At 56.1% G+C, this 23458-nt stretch carries 23 protein-coding genes; 3 read left to right on the top strand and 20 right to left on the bottom strand.

Going from position 1 to position 23458, the window contains the following annotated elements:
- Positions 1–151: 151 nt before the first annotated feature.
- Positions 152–688, bottom strand: coding sequence for a hypothetical protein (locus tag LKE23_RS01565; RefSeq protein WP_291977764.1), 537 nt, complete (start codon positions 686–688; stop codon positions 152–154).
- A complete protein-coding gene (locus LKE23_RS01560) occupies positions 685–1563 on the bottom strand; it encodes a DegV family protein (protein ID WP_291977763.1) in 879 nt (292 codons plus the stop codon). Before LKE23_RS01560 ends, LKE23_RS01565 begins: the two co-directional genes overlap by 4 nt.
- Before the next feature lie 218 nt (positions 1564–1781).
- Here LKE23_RS01560 and LKE23_RS01555 point away from each other — a divergent pair, with 218 nt between their 5' ends.
- A complete protein-coding gene (locus LKE23_RS01555; protein ID WP_291977762.1) occupies positions 1782–3464 on the top strand; it encodes an NFACT RNA binding domain-containing protein in 1683 nt (560 codons plus the stop codon).
- A gap of 155 nt (positions 3465–3619) precedes the next feature.
- Here LKE23_RS01555 and LKE23_RS01550 read toward each other — a convergent pair whose 3' ends face one another.
- From LKE23_RS01550 to parE, 7 genes are all read right to left on the bottom strand, one after another.
- Entirely contained in the window at positions 3620–4141 is a 522-nt protein-coding gene (locus LKE23_RS01550; RefSeq protein WP_291977761.1) for a GNAT family N-acetyltransferase, read from the bottom strand.
- 9 nt (positions 4142–4150) lie between these two features.
- Positions 4151–4951, bottom strand: a complete 801-nt coding sequence (gene tpiA / locus LKE23_RS01545; RefSeq protein WP_291977760.1) for a triose-phosphate isomerase — start codon at positions 4949–4951, stop codon at positions 4151–4153.
- A gap of 149 nt (positions 4952–5100) precedes the next feature.
- Positions 5101–6036, bottom strand: a complete 936-nt coding sequence (locus LKE23_RS01540) for a manganese-dependent inorganic pyrophosphatase (protein WP_291977759.1) — start codon at positions 6034–6036, stop codon at positions 5101–5103.
- A gap of 107 nt (positions 6037–6143) precedes the next feature.
- Entirely contained in the window at positions 6144–6608 is a 465-nt protein-coding gene (locus tag LKE23_RS01535) for an NUDIX hydrolase (RefSeq protein WP_291977758.1), read from the bottom strand.
- Positions 6609–6620: 12 nt separating this feature from the next.
- Complete coding sequence (locus LKE23_RS01530) at positions 6621–7127, bottom strand: DUF1836 domain-containing protein (RefSeq protein ID WP_291977757.1); 507 nt, start codon at positions 7125–7127, stop codon at positions 6621–6623.
- A 48-nt stretch (positions 7128–7175) separates the two neighbouring features.
- On the bottom strand, positions 7176–9650 hold the full coding sequence (gene parC, locus LKE23_RS01525) for a DNA topoisomerase IV subunit A (protein ID WP_291977756.1): 2475 nt from the start codon (positions 9648–9650) through the stop codon (positions 7176–7178).
- Between the two features lie 68 nt (positions 9651–9718).
- Positions 9719–11716, bottom strand: coding sequence for a DNA topoisomerase IV subunit B (parE, locus tag LKE23_RS01520; RefSeq protein WP_291977755.1), 1998 nt, complete (start codon positions 11714–11716; stop codon positions 9719–9721).
- Between the two features lie 223 nt (positions 11717–11939).
- On the opposite strand from parE, the gene plsY reads away from it, so the two are divergent.
- Positions 11940–12566, top strand: a complete 627-nt coding sequence (gene plsY, locus LKE23_RS01515) for a glycerol-3-phosphate 1-O-acyltransferase PlsY (protein ID WP_291977754.1) — start codon at positions 11940–11942, stop codon at positions 12564–12566.
- 50 nt (positions 12567–12616) lie between these two features.
- Here plsY and LKE23_RS01510 read toward each other — a convergent pair whose 3' ends face one another.
- The 9 genes from LKE23_RS01510 to LKE23_RS01470 form a co-directional block, all read right to left on the bottom strand.
- Positions 12617–13495 carry an aldose 1-epimerase family protein gene (locus LKE23_RS01510; protein ID WP_291977753.1) on the bottom strand — a complete coding sequence of 293 codons (879 nt, stop codon included), beginning with the start codon at positions 13493–13495 and terminating at the stop codon, positions 12617–12619.
- A 132-nt stretch (positions 13496–13627) separates the two neighbouring features.
- Positions 13628–15763 (bottom strand): type I DNA topoisomerase, encoded by a 2136-nt coding sequence (topA, locus tag LKE23_RS01505; RefSeq protein ID WP_291977752.1) that lies wholly within the window; start codon positions 15761–15763, stop codon positions 13628–13630.
- Between the two features lie 105 nt (positions 15764–15868).
- The gene (gene dprA, locus LKE23_RS01500) at positions 15869–16726 is read right to left on the bottom strand and encodes a DNA-processing protein DprA (protein WP_291977751.1); all 858 of its coding nucleotides are present in this window, start codon (positions 16724–16726) and stop codon (positions 15869–15871) included.
- Between the two features lie 52 nt (positions 16727–16778).
- On the bottom strand, positions 16779–17546 hold the full coding sequence (locus LKE23_RS01495; protein WP_434737604.1) for a ribonuclease HII: 768 nt from the start codon (positions 17544–17546) through the stop codon (positions 16779–16781).
- Complete coding sequence (ylqF, locus tag LKE23_RS01490; protein WP_291977749.1) at positions 17539–18411, bottom strand: ribosome biogenesis GTPase YlqF; 873 nt, start codon at positions 18409–18411, stop codon at positions 17539–17541. Before ylqF ends, LKE23_RS01495 begins: the two co-directional genes overlap by 8 nt.
- A 13-nt stretch (positions 18412–18424) precedes the next feature.
- Entirely contained in the window at positions 18425–18646 is a 222-nt protein-coding gene (locus LKE23_RS01485; RefSeq protein WP_267201840.1) for a YozE family protein, read from the bottom strand.
- 11 nt (positions 18647–18657) lie between these two features.
- Positions 18658–19257 (bottom strand): YpmS family protein, encoded by a 600-nt coding sequence (locus LKE23_RS01480; protein WP_291977748.1) that lies wholly within the window; start codon positions 19255–19257, stop codon positions 18658–18660.
- Positions 19258–19264: 7 nt separating this feature from the next.
- The gene (locus LKE23_RS01475) at positions 19265–20185 is read right to left on the bottom strand and encodes an SGNH/GDSL hydrolase family protein (protein ID WP_291977747.1); all 921 of its coding nucleotides are present in this window, start codon (positions 20183–20185) and stop codon (positions 19265–19267) included.
- Positions 20186–20254: 69 nt separating this feature from the next.
- Positions 20255–21097: a DegV family protein gene (locus tag LKE23_RS01470; protein ID WP_267201843.1), complete on the bottom strand. Its 843-nt coding sequence runs from the start codon at positions 21095–21097 to the stop codon at positions 20255–20257.
- Between the two features lie 194 nt (positions 21098–21291).
- Here LKE23_RS01470 and trhA point away from each other — a divergent pair, with 194 nt between their 5' ends.
- Positions 21292–21942: a PAQR family membrane homeostasis protein TrhA gene (gene trhA, locus LKE23_RS01465; protein ID WP_291977746.1), complete on the top strand. Its 651-nt coding sequence runs from the start codon at positions 21292–21294 to the stop codon at positions 21940–21942.
- Here trhA and LKE23_RS01460 read toward each other — a convergent pair.
- Both LKE23_RS01460 and LKE23_RS01455 read right to left on the bottom strand, forming a co-directional pair.
- Positions 21922–22422, bottom strand: a complete 501-nt coding sequence (locus tag LKE23_RS01460) for a dihydrofolate reductase (RefSeq protein WP_291977745.1) — start codon at positions 22420–22422, stop codon at positions 21922–21924. The genes trhA and LKE23_RS01460 overlap by 21 nt on opposite strands.
- A gap of 10 nt (positions 22423–22432) precedes the next feature.
- Complete coding sequence (locus LKE23_RS01455) at positions 22433–23395, bottom strand: thymidylate synthase (protein WP_291977743.1); 963 nt, start codon at positions 23393–23395, stop codon at positions 22433–22435.
- Between the last annotated feature and the right edge of the window lie 63 nt (positions 23396–23458).

Genomic DNA, 23458 nt, shown 5'->3' with positions numbered 1-23458 from the left:
CTTGCGAGTTCGTCTTTCCACCCCCGCGAGGCTGGCTAGGCGTTCCGGGCGTTGATTTATCAACGTCTGGAATCCAGCCAGCTACCGCGCTGTAGCATTTACAACTATATAACAGCAAAGAGACTGAGTTAATCCTCAGCCTCTTTTATTTTTACAATCCATTTTCGTTCCACCGGCCCAGCGCCTTGCGCCAGCCGATCGTAACCGGCGCCACCAGGGCAGCATAGAGCAGGGCGGTCAGGGTTCCCAGCGAAAGGCCCAGTTGCCCAAAAGCCAGGGCAGTCGACCACTGACCGTCAAACAGCCAGCCGCGGACCAGGAGGCCAAGCTCGATGAGGACAAACATTAATATCCCAGCCACCAGGCCAAACAGGATTAATTGCTGGTGACTGACCGGCCTCGTCTGCCGGTTACGCAGAAGGGCAACCACAATAAAGGTCACCACGACGGCTATGATCACGATCTCATCAGCGGCCCCCAGCAAATACATTCCGACCAAGCCCAGCATCATAATCAAAAGTGCCAGAGAAAAGCCCACCGTCAGCAAGGCACTGATGCCAATGATCCCGGCCAGTGGTGCAACGAGGCTCCCCGTCGGCAGGACCACCCGGGGACTGATGGCAGCAACTAAAAGCATTAAGGCCACCGCGATGATCACGATGACCCCATTTTTTACCGATGTTCTCATTCTAAGGGCTTCTTCGTGGTGTCCTGCATCCAGGCCAGGGCCAGGGCACCCTGACCGAGGTGCGTCCCGACAACCGGCCCGAAGTAGGTCAGTTCAAAGTTAATATCTGGATACTCGGCTTGAAGCTTGTCCAGCCACTTTTGCCCGGCTTCCGGTGCGTTAGCGTGGAAGACCAGTCCCCGAACTGGATAGTCGATCTTGGCCAAGTCCTCTTTGAAGATCTCCTCACACCGCAGCTTGGCCTTCTTCATTGAACGGACCTTCTCAAAGGCCTCGATGGCGTGGTGCTCGTTATGGAAGGTCAGGAGCGGCTTGATCTTCAAAATGGAACCCACGAAAGCCGAGGCGTTGGAAAGCCGGCCACCCCGGACCAGGTTTTGCAGGTCATCGACCACGAAAACTTCATTAATCGTGTCCCGCAGCTGGGTCAGCTTCGTTACAATCGTGTCCAGGTCGTCACCGTTTTGAACCATCTTGGAGGCCTCCAGGGCCAGGTAGCCCATCAGCTTGACGGTGATGTGGCTATCAAACGGCACGATCTTAATCGTGTCCTTCATCTCTTCGGCAAGCTGGCTGATCGAGTTCAAAAAGCCAGAAATTGAGCTGGTCAGGTGAATGCTGATGACGGCATCGTAGCCCTGGTCGGCCAGGCCTTGGTAGAGCTCCATCATTTCACCGATCGACGGCTGGGAAGTGCTTGGAAAGGTGCTTGACGTTTTCAGCAGGTGATAAAATTCCGCGGTCGTAATATCAACACCCTCACGATAACTCTTGCCGTCCACCACAAACGGGATCGGTACAACGTGGATGTGATTGGCGGCCGCCTCTTCAGGAGTCAGGTAGGCCGTGCTGTCGGTCACAACAGCAATTTTCATTATATCGTCCTCCAATTTCAATTTTGATAATTATCAAGATAAGTGCAAATTAATCAGTATAGAATACTCGCATAATACAAGAAGCATACCACACCCTCTAGAATAAACCAACCTTCTTTGCCGACACAAGGGCTGAAACTTGTTTAGAATGGGACAAAAACGGTATAATAAATACCGCACGATTTTACGCGTATTTATACAGGAAAGGAGCGCTATCCATGTCCTTTGATGGTTTTTTCACCCATGCAATGGTGCATGAATTAGACCAAACCCTGACCACCGGACGTGTGGCCAGAATCAGCCAGCCCTACCCGGCCGAGCTGATCATCACAATCCGCGCCCACCGGCACAACCACGCCCTGCTGCTTTCGGCTAATCCCACCTATCCCCGGATTCAAATCACGACGATCCCCTACAGCAACCCGGCGGTGCCAACCAACTTTACGATGACCCTCCGCAAGTACTTAGAGGGCGCCATCCTCAGCTCGATTGAGCAGGTCGGTAATGACCGGATCATCAAGCTGACCTTTGATACCCGCGACGAGCTCGGCGACAGCCAGCAGCTGGTCCTGATCAGCGAAATCATGGCCCGCCACAGCAATATTTCCCTGGTCAACCAGAAGACGGGCAAGATTATCGACACGATTAAGCACGTCGGCTCCGACCAAAACCGGGTCCGCCTTCTCCTGCCGGGTGCTACCTTCGTGATGCCGCCCAAGCAGGAAAAACGCAACCCTTACCTGCCAAACCAACTCTATTCCGACTTAACACGCCAGTATTCGGATCCCCGCGAACTCGCCCACCAGCTCCAAGTTGGCTACGAGGGGCTGGGCACCGACACCGCCCGCGACCTGGCCAAGCGCTTGTTGGACAGCGAACACCTGCCAACCACCTACCAACAGTTCATCCAGCACTTTGATTCACCAGATCCAGTGATCATTGACGGCAAGAAAAAGTCCTTCATGGCTTTTCCACCATTGGACAGCGTTGAAGACTCGCTTCAGCACTTTACGACCCTTTCGGAGCTACTGGACAACTACTATGCCCAAAAGGCGCAGCAGGACCGCTCAAAGGAACTGGCTGGCCAGGTCATCAAGGTGATCAAAAACGAATTGAAGAAGGACCGACGCAAGGTCAAGAAGTTCCACCAGCAGCTGGCCGATGCCGATGCGGCCGATCGCTACCGGATTCGCGGCGAGATCCTAACCACTTACCTCGGCAAGCTCAAGCCGGGGATGAAGGAAATCACCCTGCCAAACTTCTATGATGACAACAAGCCACTAAAGATTGCCCTGGCACCGGAATTGTCGCCGTCACGCAATGCGCAAAAATACTTTACCAAGTACGATAAGCTCAAGGCCTCGGTTGCCCACGTCAATGAGCAGATGAAGCTGACCGAAGACGAGATCGCCTACTTTGAAAACATCCAAAACCAGATCGATCTCGCCTCCCCGGCTGACATCCAGGAAATTCGGCTGGAGCTTCAGCACCAGGGCTACATCAAGGCCAAGCACCAGAAGAGCAAGAAGCAGCGCAAGGTTCGCGCAAGCAAGCCCGAACAATTCCACGCTAGCGACGGCACATTGGTCCTGGTCGGTAAGAACAACATGCAAAACGACCGGTTGAGCTTTAAGATCGCCAATAAGAACGAGATCTGGCTCCACGTCAAGGACATCCCCGGTTCCCACGTTGTGATCCGCTCGACTAATCCCAGCGATCAAACAATCCTCGAGGCCGCCCAGCTAGCCGCCTACTTCTCCAAAGGCCGTGACTCGGACAACGTCCCCGTCGATTACCTGCCGGTCAAGCGGCTTCACAAACCCAGCGGTGCCAAACCTGGTTTCGTGACTTTCCGCGGGCAGAAGACTTTATATGTCACACCTCATCCGATGGGTAAATAGCGTGCGCTAATTTGTGAGCGTGCCCTTTCGTAAACTTAAAAGCATGCATTTTTTGCGTGCTTTTTTTGTTTTGGATTTTGTTAAAGTAAATAAGCACATTCAACCAAGCTAATAAAAAGAATCGCAGCCCCTCATCAGACTGCGATCCGCATTTCTTATTCCTTTACAAGCCGCTCATAAACGTAGGACAGCTCCTGCGGGCGGTAAGCCCCCTTGAGCGTCCCCACCTTGGTAAAACCGTGCTTGGTCAGCAGGTGCTGCATGACCTGGTTGTTTTGGTTGGTGCTGGCCCGGACCGATTGAATGTCCGTTTGCTCGGCCAGGTAGTCCAGCAGGTGGACAAAGAGCGCCGAGGCATAGCCCTTGCCGGCATGGTCGGAATGAATGGCCACCCGGTGAATCACCACGTACTTATCCGTCTGGGTCAGCCAGTGACCATTTAGGTCGTCGTAGACCGGGTCCGGGGCGCCCACGATTGCCACCGTCCCGACCGTCTGATCATCGTCGGATTGGATCAGGTAGGCGTTACCGGCCTCAATGTCCTGCTTGATATGAGTGGCATTTGGGTAGTCCCCCTGCCACTGGTCGACCCCGCGTTCGGCCAGCTGATCCCGGCCGTCACGCAGAATTGTCAAGACCGACTCGAGATCGGCCATTCCTGCTTTCTTCAGTTGCATTCTTTCACCCTATTTCTTCTTTGCAGGCGCCTGCTTTGCAAGCTGCGCCTCCTCATTTTTGGCATAATTGACCATCTTGAGGAAATTATCGACGTCCAGACTGGCCCGACCAATCAGAGCCCCGTCGATGTCCGGCTTGGCCATGATCTCCTTGATGTTGTCCGGGTTAACGCTTCCCCCATAGAGGATCCGAATCTTGTCGGCAATCTCGTAGGTATAGTTGTCCGCGATCGTCCGCCGAATCATCCGGCAGCCTTCTTCGGCCAGGGCAGCGTTGGCGTGCTGACCGACCCCGACCGCCCAGCTCGGTTCGTAGGAAATAACGACCCGCCTGATCTGATCCAGGGAGACGCCGTGCAGCACGCTCATCAGCTGCTGGAAGACGTAGTGAATCTCACCGTTGACTTCCTTTTGGACCATCGTCTCGTCAGTACAGATGATTGGGGTGACCCCGATTTGCAGGGCCGCCTTGACCTTCTGACTGACGGCCGCGTTGTTTTCGCCGAAGAGCCGCCGCCGCTCGATGTGACCCAGCATGGCGTAGCGGGAGCCGAGATCGTGCAGGCCCCGAAGACTGATCTCACCGGTGTACGGTCCCGAATATTCGGCCGCCGCATTCTGGGCAATGATCTGCAGCCCGGACTTGCCTACCACCTGGGCCATTGGATACAGCGAAAAGGCCTGGGCCGCGATCCCGACTTCGACCTCCTGCGGATCCGGCAGCTGGTCCCGGATTGCTTTGACAAACTTGACCGATTCGTCAACCGTCTTGTGCATCTTCCAGTTGGCAACGATAAAAGGCTTGCGCATATTTTTCCTCCTCGAGTACATACTCTGCTCGGTAATCAATTATTCCAGTTTCAATTTAAGTATGACACACTTGTGCCGACTGGTCACCAAATTTTTAAAAAATAAAACGGCAGCGTCATCTGTCTGGCGTTGCCGTTAGATGGTTGAATTTAGCCTTCAAAGGCCTTGGTCAATGGTGGAACAACCTGCTTCTTCCGGGAAACAACCCCTGGCAGGTTCATCCGGTTGTTGTCGCCCAGCTGGTGACCGAACGCTTCTTCAACCTTGTCGGTTTGGTCACCGACAACCAGCAGTTCGGAATCGCTGTTTAAGATGTTCGTCGCAATCAGGATAAAGAGCTGGTAGCCGTTTTGGTCCATCAGTTCGTGCATCTTGTTTTCCAGGTCTGCCTGACGCTTGAAGACGTCGTCCAGTTCAACGGCGTTAACCTGACCAATCCGCATCTTGGTGCCACCCAGTTCGAAGGTCTTGGCATCACCATCAACGATGTCGGCGTCGGACTTGGCATCAACGTTGGCACCAGCCTTCAGCATTTCAACCCCGTATTTCTCGTAGTCGTCAACGCCGGCAACCTTGGCAAGGTACTTAACAGCTTCACGGTCGTGGTCGGTCGTCGTTGGTGAGTTGAGCAGCAGCGTGTCAGAAATGATGGCGGAGAGCATCATCCCAGCCAGGTTAGCAGGAATGTTGATGTTCTTTTGCTGGAACATTTCGGTCAGGATCGTGCTGACACAGCCGTATGGGCGCAGGGTTGCCCACAGTGGCTGAGCAGTGTTAAAGTTTGCCAGCCGGTGGTGGTCAACCAGGTGGGTAACGGTAACCTTGTCGATGTCACTAACGCTCTGTTGCGGTTCGTTGTGGTCAACCAGCATGACCTTGTCGACCTCGTTGGCAACGGTCGTCACTACCCGTGGGGCCTCCATGCCAAACTTGTTTAAAGCGTACTTGGTTTCGTCGTTTGGTTCGCCAAGTGCGACCGCTTCCGTTTCATAACCCAGTTGGTTTTGGAAGTATGAGAAGGCCATTGCCGCCGTGATGGCATCGGTATCTGGCTTCTGGTGTCCGAAGACTAATTCTTTATCCATAAATGATTCCTCCTGTTTGTTCACATTTTGCACCAATCAGTTCCGTGCGTGAACCAATCGCTATTAATCATTTTAGCATGAATCGTTTCGCTCGTGCAGGACTTTGTTCAATCTTCGCCCTGCCTAACCATTTTCCGCAGTGCCGCCCACTGTTCGGCGTGCTGCTGGTTAAAGAAGCGGGGTGCCGGTTGATCCAGAGCAAAGTACTCCAGACGCACCGTCTCGCTGGGCTTCGGCATAGCAGTCGCACTATTCACCTGCCGAACCAGGTAAAAGGCGTTGACCGGCTGCACCCGGTCCCCATTCGGGTAAGTGTAAAAGTCGTGGTCAAACATCCCGATCAGCCGCACCGGGGCAACGTCAAGCCCAGCATCCTCCTTAAACTCGCGAACAAGGGTCTGGGTGAAGCTCTCGCCAAATTCCATGTAGCCACCCGGGAAACTCCAGTCACCGGTGTCAGCCCGCTCCTGAAGCAGGGCCTCCCCAGCATCGTTGACCAGGGCGCCAGATGCACTCGTCAAAATCAGTGGCCGGTGTCCGACCAGCTGACGAACTTCCTTGATATAAGCCATTGCAACTCCTCCTTAAAGATCGGCACTGATGGCGTGGAAATAGCGGTCTACCACGGACCGGTAGGCAATCGCCAGGGCCAGGTTGTGGAGCATTTGCTGCTGGTCCGTTTCGGCGTCAACCACCTCACCTGAGCCTTGCTGTCCCGTGGCCAAGCGGGTGGCGTTCTCCAGCTCAGTGCAAAAACTGTCGTAGGCACTGGCAAAGCTGTCCCGGCTCCCCTGCTGGATCTCCACGGCCACCCGCAGCGAGGCCAGGGGCAGGACGTTCTTGGCTGCTGCAATAAAGATCAGGCGGGCCAGGTGGTCGCGCCCGTACTGCCGCTTTTGGGGATGACCAAGCAGGTGATGCTTGACGTAACTACTGGCCATTGCGCTGGTCAGCCGCACGTCGCCCAGGGCCACCAGGCACCCGTTGACATACTCAACCGCCTGCTCAAGGTAAAGCCCCAGTCTGGGCAGGTCGGCGTAGCGTGGCAGGTGCAGATCCATTGCCACTGGATTCTGTTCCGTTCTTCCCATCTCAATTCCTCATTTCGAAAACATTATCACGACCAGCATCAGGGAGCGTCAATCGACGGTTTGCTCCGGCTGATCCTCACTTAAGACCGCCGTTTGCTTAAGGCGGATTGCGACCGGCGTGCCCTGGGTATCGGTATCGATCACAAAGGTGCCGTTGGATTTGATTGAACCCAGGTGGTGATCGCTAACCGCGACGTCCTGGAACTGTGGCCGGTCGGTAATAACCTCCAGGGTGCCGGCAAAGTCAGCGTCGTAGGTCAGAAAGTCGGCAATCTGGTGGGGATGACTCTTGAGACGACGCAGGACAAGCTCACCCCGCCGTGCACGGGCCCCAATCTCAATCTCATCAAGTGGCATGACCTTAAAGGCCCCCCGCTGGGTGATTGTTGCGACCCGCTGACCGGCAGTGGCCAGGGCCAGGTTTGTCATAACGTCACCAGCCTTCAAGTTAATGGCCCGCACGCCGGCCGTCCGCACGCCGGTAACCGGGACATCGGCCACGTCGAAGCGGACCGCGTAGCCTTCCCGGCTGATAGCCAGAAGGGAGCGGCTCGCTGCTTCTGGTTCATAGTAATCCACGCTCACCAGGCGGGCATCCTTGTCCTTGAGCTTGATTGCCACGCTGGCGTGACTCTTGTAGCGTGAGCCCGGCTGGTAGTCCGCAAAGGCCGACTGCTTAACCTGGCCGTCGCTGGTCCCCATGATCAGGGTTCCCGGCAGGTCCAGCTTATCGAAGAGCATTGCCTTAACAATCTCCTCGTCATCGGCCAGGCCAATTGTCTGTGAGATGTGCTCCCCGGTGTCCTTCCAGCGGGCATCGGCAATCTCGTGGACCGGCCGGTAAATCACGTGACCGAGGTTAGTGAACATGAAGAGGTGGGCCAGCGTATTGGTCTGCTGGATTAGCAGTGGGTAATCATCCTCACGCAGGCCGTTTTCGTCGATGGCAGAGGCCTTAAAGGACCGCAGGCTGCTGCGCTTGATGTAGCCGGCATGGGAGACCAGGACCACGACGTCCTCGTTGGCCACGGTGACCGTGGTGTCGATCTCTAGTTTCTCGACCTGGTCCTCAATCTTGGTCCGCCGCGGGTTGCCGAACTCCTTCTTAATTGCCCGCATTTCCTGCTTGAGAACCTTGGCCAGTTCGTGCTCGTCGTCTAGGATCAGCTGGTATTCCTTGATTTCCTGATTCAGCTTTGCCTGCTCATCCTCAAGCTCGGTGACGTCGGTATTGGTTAGCCGGTACAGCTGGAGGGTCACGATAGCCTCGGCCTGTTCCGGCGTAAAGCTGTACTGGTTGACCAGGTTGCGCTTAGCGTCCTGACGGTTCTTGCTGGCCCGGATCGTCTTGATGACCTGATCCAGGATCGAAAGGGCCTTGATCAGCCCCTCAACGATGTGGAGGCGGTGCTGGGCCTTGTTCAGGTTAAACTGGGTCCGCCGGCGAACGACCTGCTTTTGAAAGGCCAGGTAAGAGGTCAGGATGTGTTTTAAGCCCACCCGCATCGGGCGCTGGTCGTCAATGGCCACCATGTTGAAGTTGTAATTGATCTGCAGATCGGTATTCTTCAGCAGGTAGTTGAGAACCCCGGTGGCATCGGCGCCCCGCTTGAGTTCGATCGCAATCCGCAAGCCGGAGCGGTCGGTTTCGTCACGGGCCTCGGCAATTCCCTCCACCTTCCGGGCCAGCCGCAGGTCATTGATCCGCTTGACCAGCTGGGCTTTGTTGACCTCATAGGGAATCTCCGTGACGTTGATCTGCTGCCGTCCGCCGCGCAGGGTTTCGATTTCCGTCTTGGCCCGGACCACGATCCGGCCACGACCGGTCTGGTAGGCCTTTTTAATGCCATCGATACCCTGAATGATGCCCCCGGTTGGGAAATCCGGACCGGGGATAAATTCCATCAGCTTGTCCAGGTCGGCCGTGGGGTGGTCAACCAGGTAAATCAGGGCATCCAGGACCTCAGCCAGGTTATGGGTCGGAATTTCGGTCGCGTAACCGGCAGAAATCCCGGTGGCCCCGTTGACCAGGAGGTTCGGGATCCGCCCCGGCAGAACGGTTGGTTCCTTTTCCGTGTCGTCGAAGTTCAGGGTCATTTCGACCGTGTCCTTGTCGATGTCCTGCAGCATCAGACCGGCGATCTTGCTCAGCCGGGCCTCGGTATACCGCATCGCCGCGGCCGGGTCACCGTCCATCGACCCGTTGTTGCCGTGCATTTCGACTAGGGGCTCGCGCAGTTTCCAATCCTGACTGAGCCGCACCAGGGCCTCGTAAATCGAGCTGTCGCCGTGGGGGTGGAAGTTCCCCATGACGTTCCCAACCGACTTGGCAGACTTCCGGAAACCCTTATTGTAGGTATTGCCATCCTTGTTCATGGCAAAAAGAATCCGCCGCTGCACCGGCTTTAAGCCGTCCCGAATGTCTGGCAGGGCCCGCTCCTGAATAATTGATTTCGAATACCGACCAAAACGATCACCCATGATCTGCTCGAGTGACATGGTCTCAATCTTCGCGCTTTTCACAAAAAACGCATCCTTTCTCTTGTGTCTTCAAAAATTAAGAGGCTGAATCTCCTTCAGTCTCTGGATTATTACTTGTTCGGGTTTAATTGCCCCTTGCTCTCCACCAGCTGGTCCGACTCCTGGTCGTCGCTGAGGGTGAACTGGACGTGATCCTCGATCCATTCCCGCCGCGGTTCAACCTTATTGCCCATCAGTGTCGTGACCCGGCGCTCGGCCAGCTCGGCATCCTCGATCCGTACCCGAATCAGGGTCCGCGTTTCCGGATTCATGGTCGTCTCCCAGAGCTGGTCGGCGTTCATCTCACCGAGCCCCTTGAAGCGCTGCAGGGAAGCGGTCTTCCCCATTGACTTGGTAAGGGCCGTCAGTTCATCGTTGGTCCAGGCGTAGGTGATCTTCGTCTTGGCCCCCCGGCCCTGCTGCAGGCGGTAGAGCGGCGGCAGGGCGATGTAGACCTTGCCCGCCTCGATCATCGGCCGCATGTACTTGTAGAAGAAGGTCAGCAGCAAGATTTGAATGTGGGCCCCGTCGTCATCGGCATCGGTCATGATGATGATCTTGTCGTAGTTGGAGTCCTCGACGTTGAATTCGGAGCCGGCCCCGGCACCCACCGTGTAGATGATGGTGTTGAGCTCCTCGTTTTTCAAAACGTCGTCGAGCTTGGCCTTTTCGGTGTTGAGAACCTTGCCCCGCAACGGCAGGATTGCCTGGTACTTGCGGTCACGGCCCTGCTTGGCGGAACCGCCGGCCGAGTCCCCTTCGACTAGGAAGAGCTCGTTTTTCTTGGCGTTCTTCGACTGGGCCGGTGTCAGCTTGCCGGAAAGGTTTCGTTCCTTCTTGCTGCGCCGCTTGCCACCCCGGGCCTGGTTACGGGCCTTACGGGCGGCCTCACGGGCTTCGCGGGCCTTGAGCGACTTTTTGATCAGCATCTGGGCAAAATCGCCGTTCTCCATCAGGGCGTAGTTCAGCTGCTCACTGACGATTGAGTCAACGATCTTGCGGGCCTCCGGAGTCCCCAGCTTGTCCTTGGTCTGGCCTTCAAACTGGAGCAGGCGTTCCGGAATCCGGACGGAAACCACGGCCGTTAGCCCTTCGCGGACGTCGCTCCCCTCCAGATTCTTACCATTGGCCTTCAGCAGGCCGACCTTCTTGGCGTATTCGTTGAAGGTCTTGGTCCAGGCGCTGCGGAAGCCAGCCTCGTGAGTCCCCCCGTCCGGCGTCCGGACGTTGTTGACAAAGGACAGCAGGTTTTCGGAATAGCCATCGTTGTACTGGGCCGCCACCTCAACCTCGACGCCATCCTGCTTGCCATCAAAGTAGAGGACCTTCCCCAGGGTGTCCTTGCCCTCGTTGAGGTAGGACACGAACTCCTGGATTCCATCCTCGTACTGGAAGACGTCCTGTTTTTCCTGTCCCGGCCGCTTATCGGTCAGGATAATTTTGATCCCCTTGAGCAGGAAGGCTGATTCGCGCAGCCGGTTGGCCAGGGTGTTGTAATCGTAGACCGTCGTCGTAAAAATCTTCGGGTCCGGTTTGAAGGAGACCGTCGTCCCGTTGCCGGCCGTGGTCTTGCCTAATTTCTTGAGGGTCCCGACTGGCTGGCCCCCGTCTTTAAAGATTTCCCGGTAGCGCTGGTGATCCCGGACGATCGTCAGCGTCAGGTGGGTCGACAGGGCATTGACGACCGAGGCCCCAACACCGTGCAGGCCCCCCGAGGTCTTATAGCCATCGGATTGGCCAAACTTCCCGCCGGCGTGCAGGACGGTCATGATGACTTCCGGCGTTGGTTTCCCGGAGGCGTGCATCCCCACGGGCATCCCCCGCCCATGGTCCTGAACCGTAATCGCGTTGTCGGCCTCAATCGTGACGCTGATCTCCTTTCCGTAGCCGGAAAGGGCCTCGTCTACCGCGTTATCGACAATTTCATATACCAAGTGATGAAGCCCCCGGGCGTCGGTCGAGCCAATGTACATCCCCGGCCGCTTGCGAACTGCTTCCAAGCCCTTTAAGACCTGAATGGAGGAATCATCATATTTTACTTTCTTCGTGGTCACAAAATGACCTCCCATTTATCACATTGTTTGTTGGACATAAACATATGTTCGATAAAAATATTTTAGCATTGCTATTTAGCGAACGCAAATTCTTTCCAACCTGCGAAAGCAACATCTTAAATAATACGCAAAACTAGCCAATTTCGCAAACTGCCTTCGAAAATGCGGTAGCACAACGGCCGCTTTCATGCTATTCTTGATGGGCACCCATGCAATTATCAGTGAGGAGCAAATTTAAATGACATTCAAAATTATCATCATGGTCGTCGTGGCCTACCTGCTGGGGTCGATCCCCTCGGGGCTGTGGATCGGCCAAATCTTTTATCACAAGGATATCCGTAAACTCGGCAGCGGCAACATTGGGACCACCAACACCTTTAGAACCCTCGGGCCCAAGGCGGGAACCGTCGTCCTCTTCATGGACGTGCTCAAGGGAACCCTGGCCGCCTGTCAGCCCTACTTCTGGGGCGTTAGTGCAACCGTCAACCCCCTCTTGATCGGGCTTTTCGCTTCGCTGGGTCACACCGCCTCGGTCTTTGACCACTTCCACGGGGGCAAGGCGGTGGCAACCAGTGCCGGGATCCTGCTGGCCTACAACCCGCCGCTTTTCGGGATCGCCTGCCTGATTTTCATCACCACCCTGCTGCTCACCAGCATGGCCAGTTGTGCCAGCATCATCGGCATCAGTGCCGTCTTCGTGATTGCCCTGTGTGAACAGGACTGGATCCTGACCCTGGTGTCCGGCTTTTTGACCCTGGTGGTTCTCAATCGCCACCGCAGCAACATTAAACGCATCTTTGCCGGAACGGAGTCGATGGTTGGCTTCGGGCTGGGCCACTACCTGCGTGAACATCACCAGAAATAAAGAAACCTTGATCGCTGCAATAGCGATCAAGGCTTTTTATTTTTCTCAAGTTAGAACGGCCGGATGCTAAAGCGGTAGTCGGCCGTCTGTCCCGGTGCCAGCCGGTGCATGTCCTGTTTATGGAGCAGCTGGCCATCGGCGTTGACGTTGTCAGCGATCCCCCACCAGGGTTCAACACAGACAAAGTTCGCCTTGGCTGGGTAGGCGGACCAAACGCCGACGTACTGGGTCCCACGGGTGGTGACGCTGACCCCGTGCTGACCGGCCGGGTCGTGCAAGGTAGCGGTGAAGTTGCTGCCCGCGGTCTTGAAGATCACGGCGTCATGGGCAAAGAGCTCGTGGTTCAGCGTCAGTGGCTTGGTCATGTCGATGAATTGCGGATGGTTGGAATCATTGTAAGGGCCATCTAGAACGATCCGGGAGTATTCCCCGGCCGGGTCGACGCTCAGCTGAATCTGATCAAAGTCTTGCCCAGCCGTCAGCGGCATGTTAAATCCCGGATGGGCACCGATCGCGTACACCAGGGTGCGCTGACCATCCGGATTTTCGACCCGGTAGTCAACGTGAACGGAATCCCATACTAATTCCACGGTGACGAACAGACGAAAGGCGAAGGGAAAGGCCGCCCGCGTCTGCTCGTCGTCGTGCTGTTCGAAGACTACCCGGTCGCTTTCCTGCTCCACTACGGCGAAACGCCGGTCCCGGGCAAAGCCATGCTGGGTCTGGTGGTAGGTTTGTCCCTCAAAGACGTACTGATCATCCTTTAGACGACCAACAAAGGGAAAGAGGATCGGCGCCTGCCGTCCCCAACTGGCCGCATCCCCCTGCCAGAGGTACTCGGTTGCCTCCCCCTGGCGCTTGATGCTGTGCAGCTGGGCACCCAGCTCATTAATTTCCACCGTCAACTGATCATTGTGCAAAGAAATCATTACGATCATCCTCCATTGCTAAGCGTTTATCATCATAATGCTAAAAAAGCTCCTAAGTGCACGATAGCAGATTAGGAAAGCCTTTTCAATCAATCTTTACTGGTAAAATAGTAAATTTTTACGTAAAAGTTTTCACTTCTGAATTTCTTCCTTGTAGTCTCCATTCGGGCAGACAACCTGCTTGCCACCCTTGACCTTCTTTTCAACCAGGAAGTGCCCATCCTTTGGGCAGTCCCGGCCGATTGGCTTGTCCCAGGAAACGAAGTCGCAGTCCGGATAACGAGAGCAGCCGTAAAAGACCCGGTTCTTCTTGGACTTGCGCTCGACGACGGTCCCCTGGTGACACTTCGGGCAGGTCACGCCGGTATCCTTGACGATTGCCCTGGTGTTGCGACACTTCGGGAAGCGCGAGCAGGCATAGAACTTGCCGTAGCGCCCCATTTTGACCACCATTGGGGCCCCGCAGATCTCACAGTCCATCCCCGCCAGCTCGTCACGCATCTGGATCTTGGCGACCTGGTCCTCGGCGTCCTTGACCTCCTTGGAGAAGGGCTGGTAGAAGCCGTCGACCACCTTGACCCAGTTGCGCTTGCCGGCTTCAACCTGGTCCAATTCCCCTTCGACGTCAGCGGTAAACTTGGCGTTGACGATCTCTGGGAACTGCTTTTCAATGATCTGGTTGACGATCTCGCCGAGTTCCGTCGGTTCAAAGTGCCGGGAAACCAGCCGCACATAGTACCGCCGCTGGATCGTGTCCAGGGTCGGCGCGTAGGTTGACGGCCGGCCCACCCCATTTTGCTCCAGGGTCTTGATCAGGGCCGCTTCGGTATAGCGGGCTGGTGGCTGGGTAAAGTGCTGGGCCGGGTTGTCGCTGACCATCTTGGCCGCGTCGCCTTCGTTTAAGTCCGGCAGGAGGTTATCCTTTTCCTCCCCCCGCTTGTAAACCTTGGTAAAGCCGGGGAACTTAACCTTAGAACCGGTGGCCCGGAAATCGACCTTGTTTTGCTCCAGGTCAACCGTCATCGTGTCCACCACCTGGGCGGTCATCTGACTGGCTACGAAACGGGACCAGATCAGGCTGTAGAGCTTGTACTGGTCGTTCGTCAGGTAGGGCTTCATCTTGGCCGGGGTCCGGTAGACCGAGGTCGGCCGGATCGCCTCGTGGGCGTCCTGGGCCCCCTCCGGCAGCTTGCCCTTGACCGGCTTGACGGCCGCAAAGTCGCCACCGTACTGCTCATGGATAAACTGGGAGGCCTCATGCTTGGCGATTGAGGCAATCCGGGTTGAGTCCGTCCGCATGTAGGTAATCAGTCCAACCGGGGCCCCTTCCTTGATATCGATCCCTTCGTAAAGCATCTGGGCCGCCATCATCGTCTTCCGGGTCCGGAAATTCAGGCGCCGGTTGGCATCCTGCTGCATGGTCGAGGTCGTGTAAGGCGGTTGCGGCAGTCGCTTGCGTTCGCGCCGGGTCACCTTGGTAATCGTAAAGTTCTTGCGCCGGTCGAGCTTGCCTAAGACCGCCTGAACAGCCGCGTTGTTGTGAAGGGGCAGCTTCTTACCGTTTTCGCCGTAGAAGCTGGCACTAAACTTATCCCGGCCGTGCTGGAATTCAGCATCGATCGTCCAGTACTCTTCCGGTTGGAAGTTTTTAATCTCGTTTTCCCGCTTGATGATCAAGTTGAGGGCCACGGACTGGACCCGGCCGGCACTGAGCCCCTTCTTAACTTTCTTCCAGAGGATCGGGCTGATGGAATACCCCACCAGCCGGTCGAGGACCCGCCGTGCCTGCTGGGCATCGACCAGGTCCATGTTGATCGTCCGGGGTTCTTTAAAGGCCTCCTTGACCGCGTCCTTAGTGATTTCGTTGAAGGTTACCCGGTTTTTGTCCTTGTCGTCCAGCTTGAGAATGTTGGAAACGTGCCAGGCAATGGCCTCTCCTTCCCGGTCGGGGTCCGATGCCAGGTAGACCGCCTTGGCGTTTTTGGCGTCCTTGCGCAGTTCCTTGATGACGTCCCCCTTGCCCCGGATTGAGATGTAGTCCGGTTGGTAGTTGTTTTCAACGTCGACCCCCATCCGGCTCTTGGGCAGGTCGCGGACGTGGCCGAGGCTGGCGACCACCTTGTAGGACCGGCCCAAAAAGCGGCCGATCGTCTTCGCCTTCGACGGCGATTCGACGATCACCAATTTCTTTTTGGGCTTGGCCCGCCGGGTGGTGCGCTTCTTCGTCGTCTTCTTGCTTGTTTTACTTGCTGTTGTTTTGGTTGCCATAAAGTAGGCTCCTCACGTTTTATGATGATTTTCTTCTATCTATTATTAGCCCATTTAACCATTGTCTGTCAAATCCGAAAAGCCTTTTTCCAAAAATATCTTGTCCTAGGCAAATTCATCGAGCAGATCCTGGGCCCGCAAAATTGGTTTGGCCCCGGCAGCGATCAGCTCGTTTGTGCCCAAAGAGCGAATCGTATCGATCCGTCCCGGGACCGCACAGACGTTGCGATTTTCGTCCAGGGCGATGTTGGCCGTGATCAGGCTGCCGCTGCGCCGCTTGGCCTCGACCACCAAAAGCGTCTGGGAGAGGCCCGCAATGATCCGGTTCCTCTCTGGAAAATGGAAGGCCAGTGGGGGTTCGCCCAGACCGTATTCGGTCAGCACCAAGCCCTCTTTGGCGACCCGGGACTGGAGCCCGCGGTTTTCGGCCGGGTAGCACCGGTTGAGCCCGCAGCCGATCACCCCGACCGTCATGCCGCCACAGTCGAGCGTCACCTGGTGGCTGAGCCCGTCGATTCCCCGGGCCAGGCCGCTGACCACGACCAGCCGGTGCTTGACGATTTCGGGTAAAAAGCCGCGGAGCACGCTGACCCCATAGGATGAGGCGTCACGGGCCCCCACGACGCCCAGCATCGGGGACTGCAATAGTTTAAGATTGCCCGCATAGAAGAGCACCAGCGGCGGGCAATAGGTTTCCTTGAGCTGACTCGGGTAGGCATCGTCAACCAGGGTAATGAAAGGCTGCGTTTGGTTGGCGGCCACTGCCTGGTCGAGCGCCTGACTGGCCCAATTGTTCTCCAGGGCCGTCCGAGCGCGGATGCTGAGTGATACTTCGTTGACCAAGTGGTCCATTTGGGTAAAAGACTGGTGCTGTTGTGCAGCCTGCCAGAGATGGTACTTGCTGACCCGTCCCAGGCCGCGGCACAGACTCAGTCGTAATAAGAATTCGCGTTTTGATAACATAAAAAAAGCCTCCTACTTATTAAGTACGGGACTTTTGGCAAATTATACTTTATTAATTTAAATATTTTTTAACCGGGCTAAAGGAATGGCGGTGGATCGGCGTTACCCCGTACTTGGCGAGGCCAGCCAGATGCTCCTTGGTTCCGTAGCCCATGTTTTCTGCAAAGCCGTAGCCGGGGTAGACCCGGTCGTAATCGCGCATCAGGTGGTCCCGGTATTCCTTGGCGACAATGCTGGCCGCCGCGACGCTGATGCTCTTCTGGTCCCCCTTGATCAGGGTCGTCTGCGGGATCGGGATTTTGAGGGGCACCGCGTCGACAATCAGGTGCTGGGGCCGGTGATGAAGGTTGTTGACCGCCCGGATCATTGCGTCCTGGGTTGCCGCGTAGATGTTCAACCGGTCGATCGCCTCCCGATCGTTGACCGCGATGCTGACCTCGACGGCCTCGTTGACGATCTGCAGGTAGAGCTGCTCACGCTCATGCTTGGTCAGCTGCTTGGAGTCGGTCACCCCGACCAGGTCAAAGGACGGCTTGAGAATGACGGCGCAGGTAACCACCGGGCCGGCCAAGGGGCCTCGCCCGACCTCGTCCATTCCGGCAACGTAGGTACAGCCCCGCTGCCAAAGGGCTTGCTCGTACCTAAAGCGCTGGTGGAAGGCCGCTAGTGCCGCGGCTTGTCGTTCCAACCTGCGCTGGTGCTGGGCAAGGGCTTGCTGGACCCCCTTGCGCGGATCGTCACGCAAGGCAATAACATAGGGGTCGGCCGGGTTGGTGATGGCCGCCAGGCGGTCCTTGATTTGGCGAATCGTCTCACTCATTGATCCCATCCTCATTCAGGTCGGCCGGAACCTCCATCGTGATCGGGCCGAGCTTGCCCTTCCGCAGGTCAAAGATCAGCCGTTCACTGGCTCGGTCGTAGTCGTCGCGCATCCCCAGCTTCTGGGTAATTGTAAGCAGGAGATCGGGATCAGTAACCGCCTCGTCCAGGTCGGCGTCCGTCAGCCGGTAGCGTTTCTTCAGCATCTCCGGCTGGTGAGCCCGCAGGTACTTGAGGGCAAAGAGGGCCACGTCATCCTTTGGGTAGAGGCTATCCTTGATTGCCCCGCTTAGGGCCAGCATCTGCCCCTGCTTTTGGCTGGCAAACTTGTGCCAGAGAACCCCGGGCGTGTCGAGCAGTTCCAATTCAGCCGAGGAACGAAGCCACTGCTGGCCGGTCGTTACCCCCGGCCGGTTGCCGGTGGCGGCGACGTTTTTCTTCACCAGGTGATTCAGGAGGGTCGACTTACCGACGTTTGGTACCCCCACGCACATCGCCCGGATCGGCCGCTTCTTCATTCCCTTGGCCGCCTCCTCGGCCAGCTTATCGTGCAGGATTTCCTTGCTCTTGGCGGTCACCAGCTTGGCCACGTTCTGCCGGCGGGAGTCCAGGGCCAGGACCGGTTGTCCCTTTTGTGCAAAGTAGTCCAGCCACTCCTTGAGCCGGTCAGCATCGGCCAGGTCGGTCTTGGTCATGATCAAAAGCCGCGGCTTGTCGCCGGCGGCAAGGGCGACTTCCGGATTTTGCGATGAGTACGGTACCCGGGCGTCGACCAGTTCAAAGACGATGTCGACCAGCGGCATCTGCTCGCGGATCTGCCGCAGGGCCTTGGCCATGTGTCCGGGGAACCATTGAATTACTGCCAAATTTCTTCCTCCTTTAGTTCATTGCATCCAGGTAACGCTGCCAGGCCGTGTCGAAGATGGTCATCGACGGCAGGTAGTCAGCGTTCTCTTCCAGGTACTTAGAAAGTTCGTCAAAGTCTGTTGACTGCTTGGGAAAGGCGCTGTCCAAAAAGGCGTTGTTGGCAAATTGCTGCACCTCATCGGCCCCATTTGGGTTGCGCTGGGTCATTAGGTAACGATAAAAGCTTTCGCGCATCTTGATTCCCCCTAGTTATTATTGGTTGGCACCGTAATCAGGAACTTGAAGCGCCCGGTCTCCATATTAATCTCCTGGGCCGAGTACTTCAGTGAATGGTGCTTGCTGTAACGGTTCAGGTCAAGCAGGATTGTCTTGTGCTTGGCATCGATGGAGACCCAGTTGGGAATGTTGTAGTTCTTGGCAATGTAGCCCATCACAAACTTGATCGGGATGTTGAGTCGGCCAACCGCCAGTCCCTTCGCCCGCAGGAGGACGTTGCCCGCGGCCGTCCTCTCCGGAACAAAGTTAATGGCAAACCGAATCTTGACCCCCATGAACTTAGTGTCGCCCACCAGGGTCGCGTATTGCTTGCCGACCAGGAAGTGATACTTGATCTTTTGGCCTTTCAAAAACTGGTTCAGATAGTTGGCGGAAAGGGCGTTGACCTGCTTACGGTTTAATTCGACCGTCACGGAAGTGTCCTTGGCAGCCACCGTTTGGGTCATCTCGGGTCGCGGACTGGGCGCCGTGGCCTTGGAGATGACGACCCCACCGCTAATCAGGATTGCAGCCAGGAGGACGAAGAAGGCCCACTTCCAGTAATTGATCGTCTTTTTCTGTTCTTTCATTGCTTGCTTACCTCTTTGTGTATTCCCAAGAATTATGTTCCTTCATCGCCGTAAACAGCTTCTTGGCGATCTGTTCGTAGCCGCGGTGGTTAGGGTGGAAATTGTCGTCGGTTGAAATATAATCGTTGATGTTGTGATCCTTTTCATTCATCACGTCGGCAACCTTGCCCTGACTCACCTTGCCGCCATTGGCCTTCTTTTCCGCCGCCACCAGGTGTTGGCGGGAAGCGGCCGTCTTGTACTGACCGTACGACATCAGGTGGTTGATGTCAACAAAGTACATCTGCTGATAATCTCCCATCACGCTGGTGGTCGTCTGATTCCACTTGGCAACGGCATCGCTGATCGTCGTGACGTCCGGGAAGTAGGTGTAGAAGGGGTTGTAGATGCTCATCACAAAGATTGGCGCGTCCGGATTCTGCTTACGCACGGCACTAAAGAGCGCGTGCAGTTTCTTCCGGTAACTGCTCTCCGCGCTGTCGACATCGGTTGAAATCTTCTTCGGTGACTCCAAGGCGTCGGCCTCCAGGTGCTGCATCAGGTCGTTGCCGCCGACGGTCATCGTGATCACGTCGGCATCGGCCAGGTCGGAGCGGATCTGCTTTTGCGAATTGAGCCGGTCCAGAATCTGGTCGGAGCGGTCACCACTGACCCCGTAGTTAACCGTTGTTACCGTCGTCTGTTGGTAATGGTGCTCAATCTTTTTCTTGATGACGCCGACGTAGCCACCATTGTTGGTTTCATCCCCCTGGCCGTGCGTCAGGGAATCACCCAGCGCCACCAGTTTGACGTGCTTTTTCTCCACGTATTGCGGCGTTTGAACCTGGTCTTCTTTAGCGCTTGGCGTTGCCCGATTGAAATAGAACCAGCCACCGCCAAGGGCCAGCACCACAATCAGGATCACCACTAGCCACCATTTCTTCTTCATCCCTCTTTTAGCCCCCTAACATAAAATGCGGCCGTGTTATTCGCTGACCGCATTTCGTTTTGGATTATTTTATTCAGTGTAGTACAACAGGCAGCAAGCGCCCAGGCCGGTATGAGTGGCAATGATCGGCACGGTTTCACGCACGATGATCTTAGCATCCGGATAAATCTTGGCCAGGCCCTCCTTGAGCCGGTTAACCTCCTTGTCCGCCTGGACGTGGGAAATCCCAATTGCCTTGACTTTCGGCCCCTTGGCCATTTCATCCAGGATCTGGTCCCATTCCTTGTGGATCGCCTTGGTACCCCGGCCCTTCATGATGACGTGGATCTCACCGTCGTAGACTTGGAGCATCACCTTGATGTTCAAAAGGCTGGATAGCGCCCCGGCAAACTTGCTGATCCGACCGCCGGCAACCAGGTTTTTCAGGTTGTCAATGGCGAGGTAAAGCTTGCTCTTGGCCAGGACATCCTTCATCTTGGCGACGGCGTCTTCCACCGTCCCGCCGTTCTCCAATACCTGGGCCGCCTCGACGATTTGGAAGGCCATCCCCTGGTCGGTCGTCTGTGAGTCGTAGACCGTTACCTTGGTCTTGGACAGTTCCGCCGCCTGCTCGGCCGCATGAACCGTCCCGGAAATGGAGGCCATCATGGTCACGCACAGGACCTCGCTGCCGTCCTCACCGAGCTTGTCGAAGGCATCGACAAACTTACCGATCGGCGGCTGAGACGTCTTCGGCAGGCTCTTAGCGTTCTTCATCATCTCCGGGAATTGATCGTTAGTGATCGTCTCCCGCTCAGTATAGACCGTTCCATCAATCATCACGGTCAGGGGAATAATTGTAATGTTATATTTTTGAATGTCTTCCTCGGTCAAGCCGGCGGAAGAATCACAAACAATTTTTACTTTTGCCATGGAAAAATCCACTCTCCCTGCATGTATGTTTATGTTATAATTAATCTAGTCTTCGAAACTAGATGCAAAGTTTATAAAACTATTATACACACTTTTCTTAGAATCGGTTGATTAAATTTATTGCTAATCAACCATTAGTATAGCAAAAATCACCACAGAATTCATCGCTGATCGCACAGAAAGGGGTAATCAGATTGGCAGCACGTCCATCGTATCGTCCGCAGAACCGACAGGAAATCCTTATTGAGATTGGTAACGCAATCACCCATGGGGTCGGCTTCGGCCTCGCCGTCGCCGGCCTGGTCTTTTTAATCATCCGGGCCGTCCACACCGGCAGTCCAATGCGGATCGTCACCTTCACAATTTATGGCAGTATCCTCACCCTTTTTTATCTCTCGTCGACGCTCTTTCACGCCCTCTATTTCACCCGGGCCCGGCACCTTTTTCGGATCTTTGATCATTCAATGATCTACCTGCTGATCGCCGGGACCTACACCCCCTACTGCCTAGTCAGCATCCGGGGCTGGGCGGGCTGGACCCTCTTTGGAATCATCTGGGGACTGGCTGTCCTCGGGGTGGTCTACAAGAGCATCTGGCTCAAGCACAAGAGCAAGTGGTCAACCCTGATCTACGTCCTGATGGGCTGGCTGTGTCTCTTTGCCTTCGTGCCGCTCTGGGAAGCCCTCGGTCCGGTTGGCTTCGGGCTCCTGCTCGCCGGCGGAATTACCTTCACCCTGGGCGCCCTGCTCTACAGCCGGCCGACACGTTACACCCACCTGATCTGGCACGTCTTCGTCCTGGTGGGAACCGGCTTCATGTACTTCTCAATCCTGTTTTTCGTCTAGGACCCATTCTTCAAACCAGCAGACCGGTTGGTCATTTTCGACCACCGGGCGCCGACTCAAACGCTGCCACCGGGAGTAATCGACCGGTGGCATTTTTACGTCCCCGTGATAGTGGCCGTTGATGATTGTCCGGTGCAGGGTGTTCACCAGCGGCAGGGTGGCCGCAAAAACGCCGGCCCCACCGATGATGCAGACTTCCGTTGTCGCCGCCTGCTGATCAATCAGCGCCCGCAGCTGGGTGAGGTCGTGGACCACGGTCAGGCCCGAAACATTCAAATCGTTGTGGGTCAGGACAATGTTGGGTCGGTGGGGCAGCGGTCGGCCAATCGACTCAAAGGTTGCCCGCCCCATCACAATCGGGTGGCCCATCGTGACCGCCTTGAAATGGCGCATGTCGGCTGACAGGTGCCAGGGCAGGGCATTGTCCTTACCGATCCAGCCGTCCAAGTCCTCCGCCCAAACAAAGCTTACTTTCGTCATCGGCACCACCTCAGACGGCAACCGGGGCCTTGATGGCCGGTTCGTGGGTGTAGCCCTCCAACTTGATGTCATCCATCTGGTACTGGTCGATCGGCTTCGGTTCCGCCGGCAGGATCAGCTGCGGTGCCGTGTGGGGCGTCCGGGCCAGCTGGGTCTTGATCTGATCGAGGTGGTTGAGGTAGATGTGGGCATCCCCAAGGGTATGAACAAAGTCCCCAACCTGCAGGCCGCACTGGTGGGCAATCATGTGGGTCAACAGGGCATAGCTAGCGATGTTGAACGGCACGCCCAGGAAAATGTCCGCACTGCGCTGGTAGAGCTGGCAGGAGAGCTTCCCTTCGTTGACGTAGAACTGGAACATCGTGTGGCACGGTGGCAGGGCCATCGACGGCACGTCCTCGGGATTCCAGGCCGAAACGATCATCCGCCGCGAATCCGGCGTCGTTTTGATTTGGTGAATGACGTTGGCGATTTGGTCAATCGTTCCCCCCTGGCTGGTCTTCCAGTGCCGCCACTGGCTGCCGTAAACCAGGCCGAGGTCGCCATACTTCTTGGCAAATTCTTCATCATCCAAAACCCGTTGGCAGAAGGCCTTCTTCTCGGCCAGGTACTGCTTCTTAAATTCCGGATCCTTGAGCCAGCGGTGGCCAAAGTCGGTCATGTCCGGTCCCTGATACTCGGGGCTTTCGACCCACTTCTTGAAGGCCCATTCGTCCCAAATATGGTTGTGGTGCTGGAGGAGGAAGCGGATGTTGGTGTCACCACGCAGGAACCAGAGCAGTTCGCTCTTAATCAGGCCAAAGGGCACCTTCTTGGTCGTCAGGATCGGGAAGCCCTTGCTGAGGTCAAAGCGCATCTGGTAGCCGAAGACCGACCGCGTTCCCGTCCCCGTCCGGTCGCTCTTTTCGTGGCCGTGCTCCAGGACGTAGCGCGCCAGGTCGAGGTATTGCTGTTCGTTTGCATTTTCTGCCATTACCAAAAACTCCTTTAATTTGTTTTCCGTTGATATCTTATCGCACAATTGGCCAAGAAAAAA

It is taken from the genome of Limosilactobacillus sp., assembly GCF_022482365.1.
In the GTDB taxonomy this organism is placed as follows: Bacteria; Bacillota; Bacilli; order Lactobacillales; family Lactobacillaceae; genus Limosilactobacillus.
The sequence above is the reverse complement of the archived record's forward strand: the minus strand, read 5'-3'. Positions and strand labels throughout refer to the sequence as shown.

What these genes read in the sequence shown, in the direction of transcription:
- LKE23_RS01495 (WP_434737604.1), bottom strand. Translation starts at nt 17,546, where the DNA reads ATGAGTGAGACGATTCGCCAAATCAAGGACCGCCTGGCGGCCATCACC.
- LKE23_RS01540 (WP_291977759.1), bottom strand. Translation starts at nt 6,036, where the DNA reads ATGGATAAAGAATTAGTCTTCGGACACCAGAAGCCAGATACCGATGCC.
- LKE23_RS01475 (WP_291977747.1), bottom strand. Translation starts at nt 20,185, where the DNA reads ATGAAGAAGAAATGGTGGCTAGTGGTGATCCTGATTGTGGTGCTGGCC.
- LKE23_RS01550 (WP_291977761.1), bottom strand. Translation starts at nt 4,141, where the DNA reads ATGCAACTGAAGAAAGCAGGAATGGCCGATCTCGAGTCGGTCTTGACA.
- topA (WP_291977752.1), bottom strand. Translation starts at nt 15,763, where the DNA reads ATGGCAACCAAAACAACAGCAAGTAAAACAAGCAAGAAGACGACGAAG.
- LKE23_RS01470 (WP_267201843.1), bottom strand. Translation starts at nt 21,097, where the DNA reads ATGGCAAAAGTAAAAATTGTTTGTGATTCTTCCGCCGGCTTGACCGAG.
- LKE23_RS01480 (WP_291977748.1), bottom strand. Translation starts at nt 19,257, where the DNA reads ATGAAAGAACAGAAAAAGACGATCAATTACTGGAAGTGGGCCTTCTTC.
- LKE23_RS01510 (WP_291977753.1), bottom strand. Translation starts at nt 13,495, where the DNA reads ATGATTTCTTTGCACAATGATCAGTTGACGGTGGAAATTAATGAGCTG.
- LKE23_RS01530 (WP_291977757.1), bottom strand. Translation starts at nt 7,127, where the DNA reads ATGGGAAGAACGGAACAGAATCCAGTGGCAATGGATCTGCACCTGCCA.
- plsY (WP_291977754.1), top strand. Translation starts at nt 11,940, where the DNA reads ATGACATTCAAAATTATCATCATGGTCGTCGTGGCCTACCTGCTGGGG.
- LKE23_RS01455 (WP_291977743.1), bottom strand. Translation starts at nt 23,395, where the DNA reads ATGGCAGAAAATGCAAACGAACAGCAATACCTCGACCTGGCGCGCTAC.
- LKE23_RS01460 (WP_291977745.1), bottom strand. Translation starts at nt 22,422, where the DNA reads ATGACGAAAGTAAGCTTTGTTTGGGCGGAGGACTTGGACGGCTGGATC.
- LKE23_RS01565 (WP_291977764.1), bottom strand. Translation starts at nt 688, where the DNA reads ATGAGAACATCGGTAAAAAATGGGGTCATCGTGATCATCGCGGTGGCC.
- LKE23_RS01555 (WP_291977762.1), top strand. Translation starts at nt 1,782, where the DNA reads ATGTCCTTTGATGGTTTTTTCACCCATGCAATGGTGCATGAATTAGAC.
- dprA (WP_291977751.1), bottom strand. Translation starts at nt 16,726, where the DNA reads ATGTTATCAAAACGCGAATTCTTATTACGACTGAGTCTGTGCCGCGGC.
- LKE23_RS01485 (WP_267201840.1), bottom strand. Translation starts at nt 18,646, where the DNA reads ATGCGCGAAAGCTTTTATCGTTACCTAATGACCCAGCGCAACCCAAAT.
- parE (WP_291977755.1), bottom strand. Translation starts at nt 11,716, where the DNA reads ATGGGAGGTCATTTTGTGACCACGAAGAAAGTAAAATATGATGATTCC.
- LKE23_RS01535 (WP_291977758.1), bottom strand. Translation starts at nt 6,608, where the DNA reads ATGGCTTATATCAAGGAAGTTCGTCAGCTGGTCGGACACCGGCCACTG.
- LKE23_RS01560 (WP_291977763.1), bottom strand. Translation starts at nt 1,563, where the DNA reads ATGAAAATTGCTGTTGTGACCGACAGCACGGCCTACCTGACTCCTGAA.
- tpiA (WP_291977760.1), bottom strand. Translation starts at nt 4,951, where the DNA reads ATGCGCAAGCCTTTTATCGTTGCCAACTGGAAGATGCACAAGACGGTT.